Genomic DNA, 16,703 nt, shown 5'->3' on the forward strand with positions numbered 1-16,703 from the left:
GACCGCGGCCCGAGCAGAGATGTTGTCACCGGCTGCGCGCGGCATCATCTCTCGACCAGCGCGGGCGAACCGAGCCGGCCCGAGGAAGAGCACCATGATCGCGACCGATCCAGCCGCCGGGCAGATTCGCCGGCTTCGCCGCCGATGACCGCCGTCCCGACCGCCGGGCTCCGGTCAGGCTTCGCCGCGCGGGCCTGGACCGGACGCGAGCGGCTCATGCCGCTGCTGACCGCGGCCCTCGCCCTCGCCATCTTCCTGTTCGATACCTTCAGCCCGATGAAGATCGCGGTGGCAGTGCTCTACGCCATCGTCATCCTGATGTCGGTCGGCTTTCTCGACCGCCGCGGCGTCCTGTTGGTGGCGCTCGGCTGCGGCGGGCTGACGGTCGTCGGCTTCCTGGTCGGGCTGCGGCACACCGGCTTCGAGGCGCATCTCCTGCGCGGCATCGTCAGCCTGTCGGCCATCGCCATCGCCACCGCGCTGGCCCAGCGCAGCCAGGCGGCGACCGCGGTGCTGCGCGACAGCGAACGGCGCTGGCGCGGCATCTTCCAGTCGGTCGGCGTGGCGATCTGGGAGGAGGACTTCACCCAGGTCCGGCGCCTGTTCGACGACCTCGCCCGACAGGGCGTCACCGACCTGCCGCGCCGGCTGGAGGAAGACCCCGACCTGGTCGAACGCTGCATCGCGCTGATGCAGACCGTCGACGTCAACGAAGCCGCCATCCGGCTGGTCGGTGCCGCGGGTGCCGCCCAGGCCATCTCCGAACGCTGGCGCGTCCTGCTGCCCGAGACCGTCCGGACCTGGCGCGACCTGCTGATCGCCCTGGCGGAGGGGCGGCCGTCCTTCGCTGGCGAGACAGTGCTGCGGACCATCGCCGGCGAGCGGCGGTCAATCCTGATCGCGGCGACCTTCCCGGCCGACGGCGCCCGGCCCACCGGCCTCTTGAGCGCCGTCGATATCACCGAGCGGAACCGGGCCGAGCGGGCGCTGGCCGAGGCCCGGGCGGAGCTGGCGCATGTCTCCCGCGTGGTCACGCTCGGCGAGCTGACGGCGTCGATCGCGCATGAGGTGAAGCAGCCGCTGGCCGCGATCGTCACCGACGGCCAGGCCTGCCTGCGCTGGCTCGACCGGCCGGTGCCGGATCTCGGCGAGGCCCGGGCCTGCGCCGGCCGGATCGTCGGCGAGGCCAATCGCGCCGACCATGTCGTGCAGAGGCTGCGCAACCTGACCCGCAAGGCGGCTCCGGAGCGGGCCGCGGTCGACCTCAACGCCGTCGTCGACGAGGTGGTCGAGCTGATGCGGCGCGAGATCGCCGACCACCGCGTGACGCTGCATACCCGGCTCGCGCCCGGGCTGCCGCCGGTGCCGGCCGACCGCATCCAGCTGCAGCAGGTCTTGATCAATCTCGTGGTCAACGCCATCCAGGCGATGGCGGAGACGCCCCGCCGCGACCTCACGATCGAGACCCGGACCGATTCCGCGCGGGAGGTGCTGGTCCTGGTCGGCGACAGCGGCATCGGCCTGGAGCCCGAGGCGATGGAGCATCTCTTCACCCCCTTCCGCACGACCAAGCCCGGCGGCATGGGCCTGGGGCTGTCGATCTGCCGCTCCATCGCCGAAGCCCATGGCGGGCGGATCTGGGCATCGCGCAACGCCGAGGTGGGGGTGACCTTCCATGTGGCCCTGCCGGCGGCCGGGAGGCAAGCATGACGCAGGCAACGGCCGAGGCGCCGCTGGTGCTGGTGGTGGATGACGAGGCCGCGGTCCGTACCGCGCTGGACAGCCTGCTGCGCTCGGTCGGCTTCCGGGTGGCCTGCTTCGCATCGCCGGAGGAGTTCCTGCGCAGCCAGCAGGCGCCGTCGGCCAGCTGCCTGGTGCTCGACATCCGGCTGCAGATCGCGAGCGGCCTGGACTTCCAGGCGCAGCTGGCCCGGGACGGGGTCCGCATCCCGGTCGTGTTCATGACCGGGCACGGCGATATCCCGATGAGCATCCGGGCGATGAAAGCCGGCGCGGTCGATTTTCTGACCAAGCCGTTCCGGGACCAGGATATGCTCGACGCCGTCGCCGCGGCGGTCGCGCGCGACCGGGAACGGCGGGCGGCGGAGCAACGCGCGGCGGAGATCGCCGGCCGGTACGAGACCCTGACCCCGCGCGAGCGGCAGGTCATGGCCCTGGTCGCGTCCGGGCTGATGAACAAGGAGATCGCCGGGCGGCTCGGCCTCAGCGAGATCACGGTCAAGATCCACCGCGGCCAGGTGATGCGGAAGATGGCGGTACGGTCGGTCGCCGACCTGGTGCGCATCGCCGACGCGATGGACCGCCGGTTCAGCGAGAGCGGCGGATGATTACCGGGATCGATTTGTAGGTCGGCGTGCCGCTGCGCTCGTCATAGGAGTCGAGCGCGACCAGGCCGTTGGCCTCGGGGTAATAGGCCGCGGCCGAGCCGCGGGCGATGTCATGGGCCACGGCGGTCACGCCGCGCAGCACCCGCGGCGGCCCGCCGGGATCGTTGGCCACCGCCTCGACATCGACCACATCGCCATGGCCGAGGCCGAGCGCCGCGAGGTCCTCCCGGTTCAGGAACACCACGTCGCGCCGGCCGGTGATGCCGCGGTAGCGGTCGTTCAGCCCGTAGATGGTGGTGTTGTACTGATCGTGGCTGCGGATCGTGGTCAGGCGCAGCGCGTCGGCCCGGGCCACGCGCGGATCCTCCTCCACTCCGGCGCAGACCAGGAGGTTGGCCTTGCCCGACGGCGTCCGCCATTCGCGCCGCGAGGCCGGCACGTCCAGCCGGAATCCGCCCGGCTCGGACACCCGCGCGTTGAAGTCGAAGAAATCGGGGAACACCGCCTCGATCTTGTCGCGGATGCGGGCGTAGTCGGCGATAAGCCAGGCCCAGTCGACCCTGGTGTCCGGCAGCGTCGCCATGGCCATCCCGGCGATGATCGCCGGCTCCGACCGCAGCTGGTCCGAGGCCGGGGGCAGGGCGCCGCGCGAGGCGTGCACCATCGACATCGAATCCTCGACCGTGACCGACTGGGCGCCGGTCTCCTGCAGGTCGCGCTCGGTCCGGCCGAGGCAGGGCAGGATGATCGACTCGCGCGCCAGCAGCAGGTGCGACCGGTTCAGCTTGGTGGCGATGTGCACCGCCAGGTCCAGCCTGCGCATGCCGGCGAACACCGCCTCCGGGTCCGACATGGCGACGGCAAGGTTGCCGCCGAGGCAGATGATCGCCTTGGACCGGCCGTCGATGATCGCCTGCACCGCCTCCACCGCGTTGTGGCCCTTCTGCCGCGGCGGGGCGAAGCCGAAGACCCGTTCGGTCGCGTCGAGGAACGGCTGGGACGGGATCTCGGTGATGCCGACGGTGCGGTCGCCCTGCACGTTGGAATGGCCGCGCAGCGGGCAGATCCCGGCGCCCGGCCGGCCGATGTTGCCGCGCAGCAGCAGCAGGTTGGCCAGCTGCTGCACGTTCGAGGTGCCGTGCCGGTGCTGGGTCAGCCCCATGCCGTAGCAGACGATGACGTTCTTCGCCTCGGCATAGATCCGCGCCGCAGCCTCGATATCCGATCGGGGCAGGCCGGACTGGGCCTCGATCACGTCCCAGGGCACCGTCTCCAGATCCGCCGCCAGCGCCTCGAAGCCGGTGGTCTGTTCGGTGATGAAGCCGCGGTCCAGCAGCCCCGGCCCGCCGACGGCGAGATCCGCGGCGTCGGCGGCCAGCAGCGCCTTCATCATGCCCTTCAGCACGGCCACATCGCCGCCGACCTTGACCTGGTGGTAGGCCGAGGCGATCGGGGTCGAGCCGAGGGTCAGCATCTCCATCGGGTTCTGCGGCGCGGCGAAGCGCTCCAGCCCGCGCTCACGCAGCGGGTTGAACACCACGATCGGCACGCCGCGCTTCGACGCCTCGCGCAGCGTCGTCAGCATGCGCGGGTGGTTGGTGCCCGGGTTGTGGCCGATGCAGAAGATCGCATCGCAGAGGTCGAAATCCTTCAGCGTCACCGTGCCCTTGCCGACGCCGATCGACTCCGGGAGCCCGACGCTGGTGGCCTCGTGGCACATGTTCGAGCAGTCGGGGAAGTTGTTGGTGCCGTATTCCCGGACGAAGAGCTGGTACAGGAAGGCGGCCTCGTTCGAGGCCCGGCCCGAGGTGTAGAACTCGACCATGTTCGGGTCGGCGTAGCCGCGCAGCCGCTCGCCGATCCGGCGGAACGCCTCGTCCCAGCTGACCGGCAGATAGCGGTCGGTGGCCCGGTCATAGGCCATCGGATGGGTCAGCCGGCCCTGGTCCTCCAGCGCATGGTCGGTCCAGCCCCACAGCTCCGCGACCGGGTGCTCGGCGAAGAATTCCGGCCCAGCACGCTTGCTCGTGGTCTCCCAGGACACCGCCTTGGCGCCGTTCTCGCAGAACTCGAAGGACGAGGTGTGCTTCGGGTCGGGCCAGGCGCAGCCGGGGCAGTCGAAGCCGGAGGGCTGGTTCATCCGCATCAGCGCGCGGGTGTCCTCGGCGATCGCCATCTGGTCCTTGATCGCCCGGGCCACCGCGCCGAGGGCACCCCAGCCGCCGGCCGGGCCGTCATAGGGCTTCACGCCCGGCACGTCGTTGTCTCTCGGCATCGGGGTGCTCCTCGGATCGGGGTCAGGCGCGCGGCAGGGCGTTGGATGGCTGGACGGCCGGGGCGGGGGCCTCGACCTTCCGCTCGGCGCCGCGCTCCTGCAGCCAATAGCCCAGCCCGACCATCAGCCCGCCGCCGGCGAGGTTGCCGAGCGTCACCCACACCAGGTTGTGCACGGCGCCGCCGAGCGTGACCGTCTCCGGATGCTCGCCCATCAGGGCCAGGGCGAAGACGAACATGTTGGCGACCGAATGCTCGAAGCCGCAGGCAACGAAGATCGCGATCGGCCAGAAGATCAGTGCGATCTTGGCGGCATCGTTCTCGGTGCGGCCACACATCCAGATGGCCAGGCAGACCAGCCAGTTGCACAGGAGGCCGCGGGCGAACAGCTCATAGCCGGGCGCGGCCATCTTGGCGGCGGCGACGGTGAAGAACTCGCTGCTGCCGTCGGTCAGCAGCACGCCGCCGCCGGCCATGTGCAGCAGCGCCGCCAGCACCGCCGCGCCGACCAGGTTGCCGAGCCAGCAGGCGATCCAGACGCGCAGCATGTCGCCCACGCCGCTGTCGCCGCGCAGCGCGGCGAAGGGCATGTACATGGCGGTGCCGGTGAACAGCTCCGACCCCGCGAAGACGACGATGGTCAGGGCCGAGGCGAAGACCGCGCCCATCACCAGATGCGACCAGGACGGGTCGGCATGGGCGCCGACGGTGAACATGAAGATGTCGCCGAAGCCGATATAGGCGCCGGCCAGGGCCGAGCCGATCAGGAAGCTCAGCAGATGGGCCCTGACCATGTCGGCCTTGTGCGCCCCGGCCTCGGCGTATCTGGCAATGGTGTCGCGGTACATCGCCGGTCTTCTCCTTCACGGCGCCGAATGTCGTCGCCGGCTCAGCCGGCGACGACCGGGGTCTTGTCCTTGCGCAGCGCGTCCATCACCGCCTTGTCCAGATTGAGATGGCCCTGCACCAGCTCCGGCGGGGTCAGCGCCAGCCACTGGTCGAGCGAGATGTCGGCGTAGTGGTCGCTCTTGAACATCTCGAGGAAGCGCAGCGTGGTGCTGCCGGTGTTCTCGATGTAGTGGCCCATGGCAAAGGGCACGAAGCCGACATCGCCGGCCGTGAAGTCGAAGGTGCGGGCGGTGCCGACGGCGCCGAACACGCCCATGCGGCCCTGGCCCTCGATGTAGTACTGCCACTCGTCGGCATTCGGGTGCCAGTGCAGCTCGCGCATGCCGCCGGGCTCGATCTCGACCAGCGCCGCGGCGATGGTCTTGGAGACGGGGAACACCGAGGAGTCGGTGATCCGGACGGTGCCGCCCTTGGTCTTGATCGGGTCCTGCGCCATCATCCGGTGGCTGAAGGTCTGCGGCACCGGCGTCGCCCCGGCGATCTTGTCGCCGGCCAGCGGTCCGGGGATCGGCAGGTTGAAGATGTAGCGCTCGCGCGGGTCCGGCGTGTGGCCGAAATATTTCGTGTCGACGCCGAAGTTCTTGCCCAGCACCGAGGCCGGCACGTGCTTGAACCAGTCGCTCAGCAGGAAGGTGCTGTCCTCGTCGAACTCGCCGTCGTCGAAGACCAGCAGGAACTCGCAGCCGTCCTTGCCGAGGCCCTGGATGGAATGCGGGATGCCGGACGGAAAGTACCAGAGGTCGCCGAGGCCGACATCGTCGACGAAGTTGTTGCCGGCGGCATCGACCGCGGTGATCCGCGCTTCGCCATACAGCATGTAGGCCCATTCGGCCTGCTTGTGCCAGTGCAGCTCGCGGGTGCCGCCGGCGTTCAGGCGCATGTTGACGCCGGCGATGGTCTTGGAGATGCCGAGCTCGCGCACCGTGACCTGGCGGGTCCAGCCGCCCTCCTCCTGGCGCACATGCGAGTCGGAGAAGGAGAAGCGGAGATTCGGCAGCGTGCCGCTGTCGGTCCGCGGCGGGTTCAGGATGTCCGGGCTCTCGGCGGCGCGCATCGCGTCCTTCGGGCCGGGGTCGGTGCCGCCGCGGCCGGGAGTCATCGGCTGCGGCACGGCCGCGGTCTGGGCCTGCGCGCCGGTGGCGGCGACGGCGAGGCCGCCTGCGGCCATGGTGCCGAGGGCGGCGCGGCGGGTGAACAGGGTCATGTGTTCCTCCAGTCCTTCGTGGTCCCGGCTTTTCAGGAGCCGGACCGCACGCCGCGGGGCATGGCCGACGCGGCGGCGTCATCGGATCCACGCGTCGATCGTCTTCCCGGGAGGCGGCGAGGTGGAGGTCGGGACGACAGGGCGTCGGGGCCTCGCCTGCGCCTTCGGCCGAGGCCGATTGGCACGCTGGCTCGGCGGTCGGGGTGGGCCGTTGCCGTTCCGGCCGTCGATGCCCCGGAAGGAAACGCCCTTTACGCGGCCCGCACCATCATATTGGCGGTTCGCCTCGTAACCGCGGGCGGTGCCATGAGCCATACCTTGGTATAGGCGAGCCGATCGACAGCACGCTCCGTGGGCGTTGAGCACCGGCCGGCCCGCCGCCTAGATTGGCACAGGGGCAGAGGGGCGCCGCGGCACGCCCGAAGTTGTCCGCAGCAGGTCCGGCCGGGCCGCTGGCGCTCCGGCCGGATGCGATCGCAGGAGAGAGACCGTGGAACTGCGCAATCTCGGCCGGTCCGGCCTCCGGGTCGGGCCGCTGGCCTTCGGCGGCAACGTCTTCGGCTGGACTGTGGACGAGGCGACCTCGTTCCGCCTGCTCGACGCCTTCGTCGATGCCGGGCTGAACCTGATCGACACCGCCGACGTCTATTCGCATTGGGCGCCCGGCAACAAGGGCGGCGAATCGGAGACCGTCATCGGCCGCTGGCTGAAGCGCAGTGGCAAGCGCGACCGGGTGGTGATTGCCACCAAGGTCGGCGGCGAGATGCCGGGCCGGCCGCCGCGGAAGGACCTGTCAGCAGCCTGGATCCGCGAGGAGGTAGAGAACTCGCTGCGCCGGCTGCAGACCGATGTGATCGACCTGTATCAGTCGCATTGGGACGACCCGGAGACGCCGCAGGAGGAGACGCTGGGCGCCTATGCCGAGCTGATCCGGGCTGGCAAGGTGCGGGCGATCGGCGCCTCGAACTTCTCGGTCGAGCGTCTCGCCTCGGCCCTGATGCTCAGCGCCGAGAGCGGGCTGCCGCGCTACGAATCGCTGCAGCCGCATTACAACCTCTACGACCGTTCGGGCTATGAGGGGCCGCTCGAAGATCTGTGCCGGCGCGAGGAGATCGGCGTCATCACCTATTTCTCGCTCGCCGCCGGCTTCCTGACCGGCAAGTACCGCAGCGAGGCCGACCTGTCGCAGAGCGCCCGCGGCGGCCGCGGCATGAAGGACCGGCTGAACCCGCGCGGCCTGCGCATCCTCGACGCCCTCGACCAGGTGGCGAAGGCGCACGGCGTCCGCCCGGCCACGGTGGCGCTGGCCTGGCTGATCGCCCGGCCCGGCATCACCGCGCCGATCGCCAGCGCCACCAACCCGGAACAGCTGCAGGACCTGGTCGCCGCCACCCGTCTGACCCTCGCGGCCGACGAGATCCGGCTGCTGGACGAGGCCGGCCGGCAGTAGCCTTCAGCTAGGCCGGCGCGACAGCGGCAGCCTCACGCCCGGTTCCGGCAGCTCCTGCAGCACCTCGCGGCGGAAGCGGACCAGCCGGGCCGGGCGGCCGCCGGTCCCGCCGGCCACCTCGCCGGTCTCCTCCACCAGCCCCTGGCTGTCGACCAGGCGGCGGAAGTTGGGGGCGTGCAGGCGCAACCCCGCCAGAGCCTCGACCGTGCGCTGCAGCTGCGACAGGGTGAAGGTCGGCGGCATCAGCTCGAACACCACCGGCCGGTACTTGATCTTGCCGCGCAGCCGGCCGATCGCGGTGGCCAGGATGCGGCGGTGGTCGGCCGCCATCGGCGCGCCTTCGGCCAGGGCCGGGCAGGCGGGGCCGCGGCCGTCCCGATGCGCCTCGGCGGCGAGGCCCGCCTCGTACATCAGCTCGTAGCGCTCCAGCACCCGCTCCTCGCCCCAGGGCAGGCCGCCCAGGCCGAAGGCGATGCGCAGCCTGGCCTCGCGCCGCCGCCGTTCGGCGTCGCCGGCGGCGGCCGCGGCCCAGCCGGCCAGGGTCGCCTCGATCCGGTCCAGGAGGTCCGGGCGGCCGCCGCGCCGGTCCTCCCAGGGGAAGTGGTGGTACCAGTCGCTCCACAGGCTGTCGCCCCAGCCGGCCGGCGCGGCCTCGCGCAGCAGCGCCAGATAGCCGACCGACAGCACCCGGCCCGGCCCGGCCAGCTGCCGGTCGCGGTCGCCGAAGGTGTAGAGCTGCTCGACATAGCCCAGCGGCTGGCCGGTCTGCGCCTCGACCCAGGCGCGCAGCCCCAGCTCCAGCGTCCGGTGCTGCGGCTCCAGCGGGCCGGCGGGCAGGGTCGGGATGCCGTCCGGGCCGCGCAGCGCCAGCACGCGCGGCGTGTCGCCGGCCACCGCCACGACCACGGCCGACAGGTCGACGGTCACCCGGTCCTGGGCGGCCCGGCTTTGCGGGGCCCGGCTCGGGGGGGAATTTGGCGCCCGCGGCGCCTTGGCCGTCACGCCGGCCATCGCGGATCCGAAGCCTCGACTCTCATGCCGCCAGGATAGCATGCGCGGGCGTCGCTTCGGTGACTCTCCGGGAGATACGGCGGGGATATGCCGACGGAAGAGGGCAGGGGCGTCGAGCCGCGGCTTGACAGGCCGGCGCGGGCAGTGTCACTGACCGGCGTTTCATGCCAAGGTCCGAGAGCGATCCCATGCACCCCTACCGCACCCATACCTGCGGCCAGCTTCGTCCCGAACAGGCCGGCGAAACCGTCCGCCTGTCGGGCTGGGTCCATCGCAAGCGCGACCACGGCAATCTGCTGTTTCTCGACCTGCGCGACCATTACGGCGTGACGCAATGCGTGGTCGACACCGACAGCCCGCATTTCGCCGCGGCCGAGGCGGCGCGCGTCGAGAGCGTCGTCACCGTCACCGGCGTCGTGGTCCGGCGCAGCCCCGAGACCGTCAACGACAAGCTGCCGACCGGCGGCATCGAGGTGCGGATCAGCGAGTTCGCGCTGCAGTCCTCCGCCCAGGTGATCCCGCTGCAGGTGGCGTCGGACGAAGAGGCGGGCGAGGACATCCGCCTGCGCTACCGCTTCCTCGACCTGCGCCGGCAGAAGATGCAGCGCAACATCGTGCTGCGCAGCGAGGTCATCTCCTCGATCCGCCGCCGCATGATCGAGCAGGGCTTCCGCGAGTTCCAGACGCCGATCCTGACGGCGTCGAGCCCGGAGGGCGCGCGCGACTTCCTGGTGCCGGCGCGGCAGCACCCCGGCAAGTTCTACGCCCTGCCGCAGGCGCCGCAGCAATTCAAGCAGCTGCTGATGGTGGCCGGCTTCGACCGCTACTTCCAGATCGCGCCCTGCTTCCGCGACGAGGACAGCCGCGCCGACCGGTCCCCGGGCGAGTTCTACCAGCTCGACTTCGAGATGAGCTACGTCACCCAGGAGGACGTGTTCCAGACGATCGAGCCGGTGCTGCGCGGCGTGTTCGAGGAGTTCTCGGACTTCACCGGCACCAAGCGCGCGGTCACCGCCGGCGCCTTCCCGCGCATTCCCTATGCCGAGTCGATGCTGAAATACGGCAACGACAAGCCGGACCTGCGCAACCCGCTGGTGATCTGCGACGTCACCGCCGTCTTCGCCCGCGAGGACGTGACCTTCCGCGCCTTCAAGGGCGTGATCGAGAAGGGCGGCGTGGTGCGCGCCATCCGCGCGCCCAAGGTCGCGGACCGGCCGCGCAGCTTCTTCGACAAGCTGAACGGCTGGGCGCAGGAGCTGGGCGCGCCGGGCCTCGGCTACGTCGTGTTCGAGGCCGGCGCCGGCAAGGGGCCGATCGCCAAGTTCCTGGAGGCGGGCGCCCAGGCGGCGCTGCGCGAGGCGACCGGCGCCGAGGACGGCGACGCGGTGTTCTTCGTCGCCGACCTGGAGGCCGCGGCCGCCAAGCTGGCCGGCTTCGCCCGCACGAAGATCGGGCAGGAGCTGGAGCTGATCGACCCGAACCGTTACGAGTTCTGCTGGATCGTCGACTTCCCGATGTACGAGCTGAACGAGGAGACCGGGCAGATCGACTTCAGCCACAACCCGTTCTCGATGCCGCAGGGCGGGCTGGAGGCGCTGGAGTCGCAGGACCCGCTGACGATCAAGGCGTTCCAGTACGACATCGTCTGCAACGGCGTCGAGCTGTCCTCGGGCGCGATCCGGAACCACAAGCCGGAGATCATGATCAAGGCGTTCGAGATCGCCGGCTACAGCCGCGAGGTGCTGGAGGAGAAGTTCGGCGGCATGCTGTCGGCCTTCCGCTTCGGCGCCCCGCCGCATGGCGGCTCGGCCCCGGGCATCGACCGCATCGTCATGCTGCTGGCGGACGAGCCGAACATCCGCGAGGTCATCGCCTTCCCGATGAACCAGCGGGCCGAGGACCTGCTGATGGGCGCCCCGGCCGAGGTCGACCCGGCCCGGCTGAAGGAGCTGCACATCAAGCTGGACCTGCCGAAGAAGGCCGGCTGACGGACCGCGGCGCCGCGGCGCTTGCATCCGTCCGCGGCTTCGGGCTGAGATGGCGCATGTTCCGCACCGCGCCATCCGCCGCCCTCGCCCTTCTGCTGCTGTCCGGCACCGCCCAGGCCGCGCCGGCGGTGGCGCTGCAGCCGCACCGGGCGGTGTATTCCCTGACGCTCGACATGACGCGGGGGCAGCGCAGCGTGATCTCGATCGAGGGCCGGATGGAGTACCGCTGGTCCGCCGCCTGCGACGGCTCCAGCTTCGAGCAGAACTATCAGGTGGCGATGGTCTACGCCTCGGGTGACACCATCACCCGAAAGACCCGCTATGCCGGCTGGGAATCGGCCGACGGGCAGGAGCTGACCTACAATCTCAGCTCCTCCACCAACGGCGAGGACAAGGAGGACATCCGGGGCACGGCGCGGCTCGACGAGGCCGGGGCCGGCGACGCGGTGTTCAAGTCGCCGCCCGACCTGTCGCAGGCGCTGCCGGCGGGCAGCCTGTTCCCGACCGCCCATATGCAGCGGCTGGTCGAGGCGATGCGCCAGGGCCGGCCGATCTTCACCGCCGGCTTCTTCGACGGCAGCTCCACCGACGGGCCGCAATATGTCAGCGTCGCGATCGGCCGCACGCAGCCGGGCGACCCCGCGGCCGACCCGCTGCTGCGCGGCCCGTCGCACCCGATCAACATGGCCTTCTTCAAGGTCGCCGAGGGGCAGGACAAGGCCGGCGAAGGCGCGGAGCTGCCCGAATACGAGCTGCGCCAGCGCCTGTTCGAGAACGGCATCGCCGACCGCATCGTCATCGACTACGGCGACTTCGCCATGGCGGCGAAGCTGGACACGCTGGAGCCGATCGCGCCGCCGCGCTGCGAGTGAGAAAGCCTCAGTTCGCCTATCTGAAAGCTAATCTCCGAAGAGGTTCTCTGTATTTCTTGATGAGCGTCAATGGATCATCTACGCCCATAAAAAATGATTGGGAGTCGTACCCATGTTGTGCGTCTAGCTTCATGGCGGCTCGGACGATATGTATATCTTTTCTGCTCACTTCTTTCGTCCATCCGTGAAAGCCTATATGTGCTATTCGGTAAGGATCAATTGGTGTTTCTAAATCGTCTGCAGAAAGGAATCTCACGACATCAATTCTATTTTTTCTGGGATCTTGGAGTTTGACGCCATGCTTCCGTATAATCCCATCTAACTGATTATATGTTATTATTTTTGAACCAAGATCAATTTCTCGTGTATTGCGCTTTAGAAAATGAGATATGGTCTCAATTTCTCGGTCTAGGCCGATAAGTTCCGAATGTCCGTATTTTGGATATTTTGACAAGTTGTTGTCTGCAATGTCCACCATAAAATCTTCATAGTCTTGATGTGGGAGAGTCGGCGTTCTGCCAATTTTCTGTAAATGTAGGATTGATGTTAGGAAAGCTGTTCTCTTGTTCGCATCATGGAATGGATGATTTTTGATGAGTCCGTAAAGTAGAGTGGCGCAAATTTGTATTCTATCGTTCCACTTTGGCTTTCCGCCAAATTGCACAAATTGGCGGCTTAGAGCGGAGTGAAGAAGGTTTAGATCTTTCGGTCCTATCCCGCCCAATCCTTCTCCAGTATTTGCAAAATATTCTGCTAATAAGAAGTGAGCCTTCAGTACTTCTCTTATGCCAATCGTGGTTTGTCCTGCATAGTGATCGTCTGCTCCTATCTGAATTAACCATCTATTATGTTCCGAATGAATGTAATCTAAAATATTTTTGTCTGCCATCTGTTGTTCTCTCGTGTGAGGTCTGAGGGTGCGAGTTTGGAGTAGGAATAGTATTTTCCGATTTGATGGAATGGCAAGCAGCGATAATGCGCCCTCGCGTGGGGCGCATTATCTAAATGCAGTTGTTTAGGCGCCCAGCCGGTCCGAGACCACCGACCAGTTGACCAGGGTCTCCATCACCGCCTTGACGTGGTCGGCGCGGCGGTTCTGGTAGTCCAGGTAGTAGGCGTGCTCCCACACGTCGATGCCGAACAGCGGCTGGCCGCCATGGGCGAAAGGCGAATCGGCGTTCGAGGTGCCGACCAGGCTCAGCTTTCCGGTGTCGGCCACCAGCCAGACCCAGCCGCTGCCGAACACCTTGCCGGCGGCCTCGGTCGTCGCCTTGACGAGGCCGGCCTGGTCGCCGAAGGCCTCGGCGATCGCCTCGGCCAGCCGGCCCTGCGGCGCCTTCGGGCCGCCGGGGACGAACTGTTCCCAGTACAAATTGTGGTTCCAGGCCTGGCCGGCCTGGTTGAAGACCGCGGCGTCCTTGGCCTCGGCGGACTTCACCACGACCTCGGCCAGGGTCATCGACTCGTAGGGCGTGCCCGCCGCCAGCTTGTTCAGCTGGTCGTAATAGGCCTTGTGATGCTTGCCGTAATGCAGGCCGACGGTCTCGGCGCCGATCGTCGGGGCCAGCGCGTCCTCCTTGAACGGCAGCGGCGGCTGCTTGAACGGCCCGGCCGGGGCCGCCGCGGTCTGGGCCGCGGCCGGGCGCGGAGCGCCGAGCCGGGCGGCGGTGGCGGCGAGGGCGGCGGTGCCCAGCGTCAGGGCTTCACGTCGGTTCATCGCAGGCTTCCTCGATTGGGCCGGCAGGGCCGGCGGATCGCGTGGACAGCAGATGGGACCGGAGTCTCCCCGCGACCAGTGCCCGCGCCCAGCGGGAACTGCCGCGACCGAAGGACGCGACCGCTTTCATCCGGGGCGCCGCGGCGGGACGGAGCGGCCCTTGGTGATGATGTCCGGGCCCAGCTTGCGGCGCACCGCGTCGACCGCCTCCTCGACCGCGCGGCGGCGGGCGGGGGCGGGGTCGAGCAGGTCCGGCGGGTCGGCCAGGCGGCCCTCGACCAGGTCGGTGCAGCCGACGCCGATCAGGCGGAAGGCCTCGCCGCTGGCCGCCTGCTCGACCATCGGCACCGCGGCGCGCCAGATCGTCTCCGCCAGCTGGGTCGGGTCGGGCAGGCGGTGGCTGCGGGTGAGCTGCCGGAACCGCGCGGTCTTCAGCTTCAGCACCACGGTGCCGCCGGCCAGGTCGTGCTTCTTCAGCCGGGCCGCCACGGTCTCGCACAAGGGCCACAGCTCGCGCAGCAGCGCCTGCGGGTGCTGGATGTCGGTGTTGAAGGTGGTTTCGGCCGAGACGCTCTTGGTCTCGCCGTCCGGGTCGACCGGCCGCTGGTCCTCCCCGCGGGCATAGCGGTAGAGGCGCCGGCCGAACACGCCGAAGCGGCGGACCAGCGCGCCCTCGTCCATCCGGCGCAGGTCGCCGACGGTGCGGATGCCGTCGCTGAACAGCTTCTCGCGCATCACCTTGCCGACGCCGGGGATGATGCCGACCGGCTTGTCCGCCAGGAAGGCCATGGCCTCGGCCCGGCCGATCACGGCGAAGCCGCGCGGCTTGTCCAGGTCCGACGCGATCTTGGCCAGCATCTTGTTCGGCGCCAGGCCGATCGACAGGGTGACGCCGATCTCGCGCTCGACCTGCCGGGCGATGGCGGCGCAGGTCTCGGCCGGGCTGCGGCCGTGCAGCGCCTGGGTGCCGGACAGGTCGAGGAAGGCCTCGTCCAGCGACAGCGGCTCGACCTTCGGCGTCGCGGCCAGGAACAGGGTCCGGATCTGCCGGCTGACCGCGGCGTATTTGGCCATGTCCGGGCGCAGCACCACGGCGTCGGGGCAGGCCTCCAGCGCCTTGAACATGGGCATGGCCGAGCGCACGCCGTACAGCCGCGCGACGTAGCAGGCGGCGGAGACCACGCCGCGGGTGCCGCCGCCGACGATCACCGGCCGGTCCTGCAGCTCCGGCCGGTCGCGCTTCTCCACCGTGGCGTAGAAGGCGTCGCAGTCGAGATGGGCGATGCTGAGCTGGTGCAGCTCGGCATGGCGGACCAGGCGGGGCGAGCCGCAGCGGGCGCAGCGCCGCGCGCCCGGCGGCGGATGTGCGCCGCAATCCCGGCACAGGCCGGGCAGCAGGGCGGTCCGGTCCGGCTTCAAGGTCGCGTGGCTCCTAGGATCGGACATGGCGCGATTGTACCCGTTTTGTACCGGACGCGCATCGGGGCTCGGATCGCGGCTTTACAACGCGAGATGCCGGATCGATCTTGGCTGGCCGGGCCAGCGGAGCCGGCGCTGGGGGACCGGGGCATGCCGAAGACCGTGCTGATCGTCGAGGACAACGAGCTCAACCGGAAGCTGTTCGTCGACGTGCTCGAGGCCAACGGCTACGCCACGGTCGCCACCGACAGCGCGTCGGAGGTGATGGCGCTGGCGCGGGCGCACCGGCCCGACCTGATTCTGCTGGACATCCAGCTGCCCGAGATCTCGGGGCTGGAGGTGACGCAATGGCTGAAGGCCGACCGGGAGCTGGCGGCGATCCCGGTGATCGCGGTGACGGCGCTGGCGATGAAGGGCGACGAGGCGATGGTGCGGGCCGGCGGCTGCGACGACTACATCTCGAAGCCGATCAGCGTCGCCGGATTCATCGCCACGGTGCGCCGGCATCTGGGCTGAGGCGCATGGCGTGAAATATTGAACCGTCATGGCGAGCCCCGAAGGGGCGTGGCCATCCAGCGGCTCAATCCTTGAGGCCAGGGCCACTGGATGGCCACGGCGCTTCGCGCCTCGCCATGACGAAATGGGGGCCAGAGAGTCGATCTCAAAAGGCCGCCGCTATCACGCCGGAACGCAGGCATGCAAAAGGCCCCGCCGGAGGCGGGGCCCGGTGCGGACAAGCGGAGAAACGGCGCCCGGTCGGCCCGACCGGGACGTGCCGCTTACTTGATCTTGCCTTCCTTGAACTCGACGTGCTTGCGCGCGACCGGGTCGTACTTGCGCAGCGTCAGCTTCTCGGTCTTGGTCTTCGGGTTCTTCTTGGTGACGTAGAAGAAACCGGTGTCCGCAGTGCTGTTCAGGCGGATCTTGATGGTGCTCGGCTTGGCCATGATGCTGGTCCCAATATGACTCCGCTCGGCGCCGCATCACGGGCCGGGAAGCGCGCACCATAGCGTCCGCCGCGCGCGAGTCAAGTGCGGCGGTGTCCGGGCCGGGCGAGAGCCTCGATGCCCAGCCCCCTCACCCTCCCATTCGCTGTCGCGAATGGGCCCCTCCCTCTCCCCGAGGAGAGGGAATCGAGGCGGCCATAGGCGGGGTGTCCGCCGGCCGGGCCGTCACCCAGTGTCGGGTGCGGGCTTCGGGTCGTCGACATAGAGGCCGAGGCCGAGGGAGCGGCAGAGGCGGTCGGCGGTGGTGGCGGTGGTCTCGGCGTCGAGCCACCCGGTCACGTCCGGCTCCTGCAGCCGGGCCGCGAGGCCGGCCCGGAGCCCCGGCACCCGGGTCGGATCCCGCACCTCGGCGAAGGCCCGCTCCATGGCGGCGGCCACCGCCTGCCGGCGCCGGGCCCGCTCGGCCGCGACCGCGGCCGGGCCGCCGGCCGGCTGGGCCGGGCGCGGCGTCGCCGGCCAGCCGAGGGCGCCCCAGCGGGACCATTCCTCGGACAGGCCGAGGCC

General features: G+C 69.4%; 15 protein-coding genes. 6 read left to right on the forward strand and 9 right to left on the reverse strand.

What is annotated here, in order from left to right; translation table 11 throughout:
• Positions 1-216: 216 nt before the first annotated feature.
• Positions 217-1,710, forward strand: coding sequence for a sensor histidine kinase (locus G537_RS0125200; protein WP_026872472.1), 1,494 nt, complete (start codon positions 217-219; stop codon positions 1,708-1,710).
• On the forward strand, positions 1,707-2,348 hold the full coding sequence (locus tag G537_RS0125205) for a response regulator transcription factor (protein WP_026872473.1): 642 nt from the start codon (positions 1,707-1,709) through the stop codon (positions 2,346-2,348). The genes G537_RS0125200 and G537_RS0125205 overlap by 4 nt, the downstream gene beginning before the upstream one ends.
• Here the strand turns inward: G537_RS0125205 and G537_RS0125210 are convergent.
• Genes G537_RS0125210 through G537_RS0125220 form a run of 3 tightly spaced genes read right to left on the reverse strand, consistent with a single transcriptional unit; the run spans position 2,329 to position 6,735 of the window.
• Positions 2,329-4,623: an FdhF/YdeP family oxidoreductase gene (locus G537_RS0125210; RefSeq protein ID WP_026872474.1), complete on the reverse strand. Its 2,295-nt coding sequence runs from the start codon at positions 4,621-4,623 to the stop codon at positions 2,329-2,331. The two genes, G537_RS0125205 and G537_RS0125210, sit on opposite strands and share 20 nt — an antisense overlap.
• A 22-nt stretch (positions 4,624-4,645) precedes the next feature.
• Positions 4,646-5,470, reverse strand: a complete 825-nt coding sequence (locus G537_RS0125215) for a formate/nitrite transporter family protein (protein ID WP_026872475.1) — start codon at positions 5,468-5,470, stop codon at positions 4,646-4,648.
• A gap of 41 nt (positions 5,471-5,511) precedes the next feature.
• Positions 5,512-6,735 (reverse strand): oxalate decarboxylase family bicupin, encoded by a 1,224-nt coding sequence (locus tag G537_RS0125220; RefSeq protein ID WP_026872476.1) that lies wholly within the window; start codon positions 6,733-6,735, stop codon positions 5,512-5,514.
• 490 nt (positions 6,736-7,225) lie between these two features.
• On the opposite strand from G537_RS0125220, the gene G537_RS0125225 reads away from it, so the two are divergent.
• Positions 7,226-8,185, forward strand: coding sequence for an aldo/keto reductase (locus G537_RS0125225; protein WP_026872477.1), 960 nt, complete (start codon positions 7,226-7,228; stop codon positions 8,183-8,185).
• A gap of 3 nt (positions 8,186-8,188) precedes the next feature.
• Here the strand turns inward: G537_RS0125225 and G537_RS0125230 are convergent, their stop codons facing one another.
• The gene (locus G537_RS0125230; RefSeq protein ID WP_026872478.1) at positions 8,189-9,196 is read right to left on the reverse strand and encodes an NUDIX hydrolase; all 1,008 of its coding nucleotides are present in this window, start codon (positions 9,194-9,196) and stop codon (positions 8,189-8,191) included.
• A 188-nt stretch (positions 9,197-9,384) separates the two neighbouring features.
• On the opposite strand from G537_RS0125230, the gene aspS reads away from it, so the two are divergent.
• Positions 9,385-11,184, forward strand: coding sequence for an aspartate--tRNA ligase (aspS, locus tag G537_RS0125235; RefSeq protein WP_026872479.1), 1,800 nt, complete (start codon positions 9,385-9,387; stop codon positions 11,182-11,184).
• A gap of 56 nt (positions 11,185-11,240) precedes the next feature.
• A complete protein-coding gene (locus G537_RS0125240; protein ID WP_026872480.1) occupies positions 11,241-12,056 on the forward strand; it encodes an EipB family protein in 816 nt (271 codons plus the stop codon).
• Between the two features lie 16 nt (positions 12,057-12,072).
• On the opposite strand, the gene G537_RS43135 is transcribed toward G537_RS0125240, so the two are convergent.
• The 3 genes from G537_RS43135 to G537_RS0125250 all read right to left on the reverse strand — a co-directional run bounded on the left by G537_RS43135 (position 12,073) and on the right by G537_RS0125250 (position 15,192).
• Positions 12,073-12,945 carry a type II toxin-antitoxin system death-on-curing family toxin gene (locus tag G537_RS43135; RefSeq protein WP_081689030.1) on the reverse strand — a complete coding sequence of 291 codons (873 nt, stop codon included), beginning with the start codon at positions 12,943-12,945 and terminating at the stop codon, positions 12,073-12,075.
• Positions 12,946-13,071: 126 nt separating this feature from the next.
• Entirely contained in the window at positions 13,072-13,773 is a 702-nt protein-coding gene (locus G537_RS0125245; RefSeq protein ID WP_051249115.1) for a superoxide dismutase, read from the reverse strand.
• A gap of 126 nt (positions 13,774-13,899) precedes the next feature.
• Positions 13,900-15,192, reverse strand: coding sequence for a DNA polymerase IV (locus G537_RS0125250; protein ID WP_034852959.1), 1,293 nt, complete (start codon positions 15,190-15,192; stop codon positions 13,900-13,902).
• A gap of 150 nt (positions 15,193-15,342) precedes the next feature.
• Between G537_RS0125250 and G537_RS0125255 the strand changes: the two genes are divergently transcribed.
• Positions 15,343-15,708, forward strand: coding sequence for a response regulator (locus G537_RS0125255; protein ID WP_026872483.1), 366 nt, complete (start codon positions 15,343-15,345; stop codon positions 15,706-15,708).
• A 263-nt stretch (positions 15,709-15,971) separates the two neighbouring features.
• On the opposite strand, the gene rpmG is transcribed toward G537_RS0125255, so the two are convergent.
• The gene (gene rpmG, locus G537_RS0125260; RefSeq protein ID WP_026872484.1) at positions 15,972-16,139 is read right to left on the reverse strand and encodes a 50S ribosomal protein L33; all 168 of its coding nucleotides are present in this window, start codon (positions 16,137-16,139) and stop codon (positions 15,972-15,974) included.
• A 225-nt stretch (positions 16,140-16,364) separates the two neighbouring features.
• Positions 16,365-16,703, reverse strand: a 339-nt coding sequence (locus G537_RS44345; protein ID WP_026872485.1) for a hypothetical protein, incomplete at its 5' end; no start/stop codon positions are given.

It is taken from the genome of Inquilinus limosus DSM 16000 (assembly GCF_000423185.1).
GTDB classification, from domain to species: Bacteria; Pseudomonadota; Alphaproteobacteria; order DSM-16000; family Inquilinaceae; genus Inquilinus; species Inquilinus limosus.

Bases quoted from the DNA above. Each gene is read 5' to 3' on its own strand.
- G537_RS0125215 (WP_026872475.1), bottom strand. From the start codon at position 5,470: ATGTACCGCGACACCATTGCCAGATACGCCGAGGCCGGGGCGCACAAG.
- G537_RS0125210 (WP_026872474.1), bottom strand. From the start codon at position 4,623: ATGCCGAGAGACAACGACGTGCCGGGCGTGAAGCCCTATGACGGCCCG.
- G537_RS0125240 (WP_026872480.1), top strand. From the start codon at position 11,241: ATGTTCCGCACCGCGCCATCCGCCGCCCTCGCCCTTCTGCTGCTGTCC.
- rpmG (WP_026872484.1), bottom strand. From the start codon at position 16,139: ATGGCCAAGCCGAGCACCATCAAGATCCGCCTGAACAGCACTGCGGAC.
- G537_RS0125230 (WP_026872478.1), bottom strand. From the start codon at position 9,196: ATGGCCGGCGTGACGGCCAAGGCGCCGCGGGCGCCAAATTCCCCCCCG.
- G537_RS0125220 (WP_026872476.1), bottom strand. From the start codon at position 6,735: ATGACCCTGTTCACCCGCCGCGCCGCCCTCGGCACCATGGCCGCAGGC.
- G537_RS0125200 (WP_026872472.1), top strand. From the start codon at position 217: ATGCCGCTGCTGACCGCGGCCCTCGCCCTCGCCATCTTCCTGTTCGAT.
- aspS (WP_026872479.1), top strand. From the start codon at position 9,385: ATGCACCCCTACCGCACCCATACCTGCGGCCAGCTTCGTCCCGAACAG.
- G537_RS0125255 (WP_026872483.1), top strand. From the start codon at position 15,343: ATGCCGAAGACCGTGCTGATCGTCGAGGACAACGAGCTCAACCGGAAG.
- G537_RS43135 (WP_081689030.1), bottom strand. From the start codon at position 12,945: ATGGCAGACAAAAATATTTTAGATTACATTCATTCGGAACATAATAGA.
- G537_RS0125205 (WP_026872473.1), top strand. From the start codon at position 1,707: ATGACGCAGGCAACGGCCGAGGCGCCGCTGGTGCTGGTGGTGGATGAC.
- G537_RS0125245 (WP_051249115.1), bottom strand. From the start codon at position 13,773: ATGAACCGACGTGAAGCCCTGACGCTGGGCACCGCCGCCCTCGCCGCC.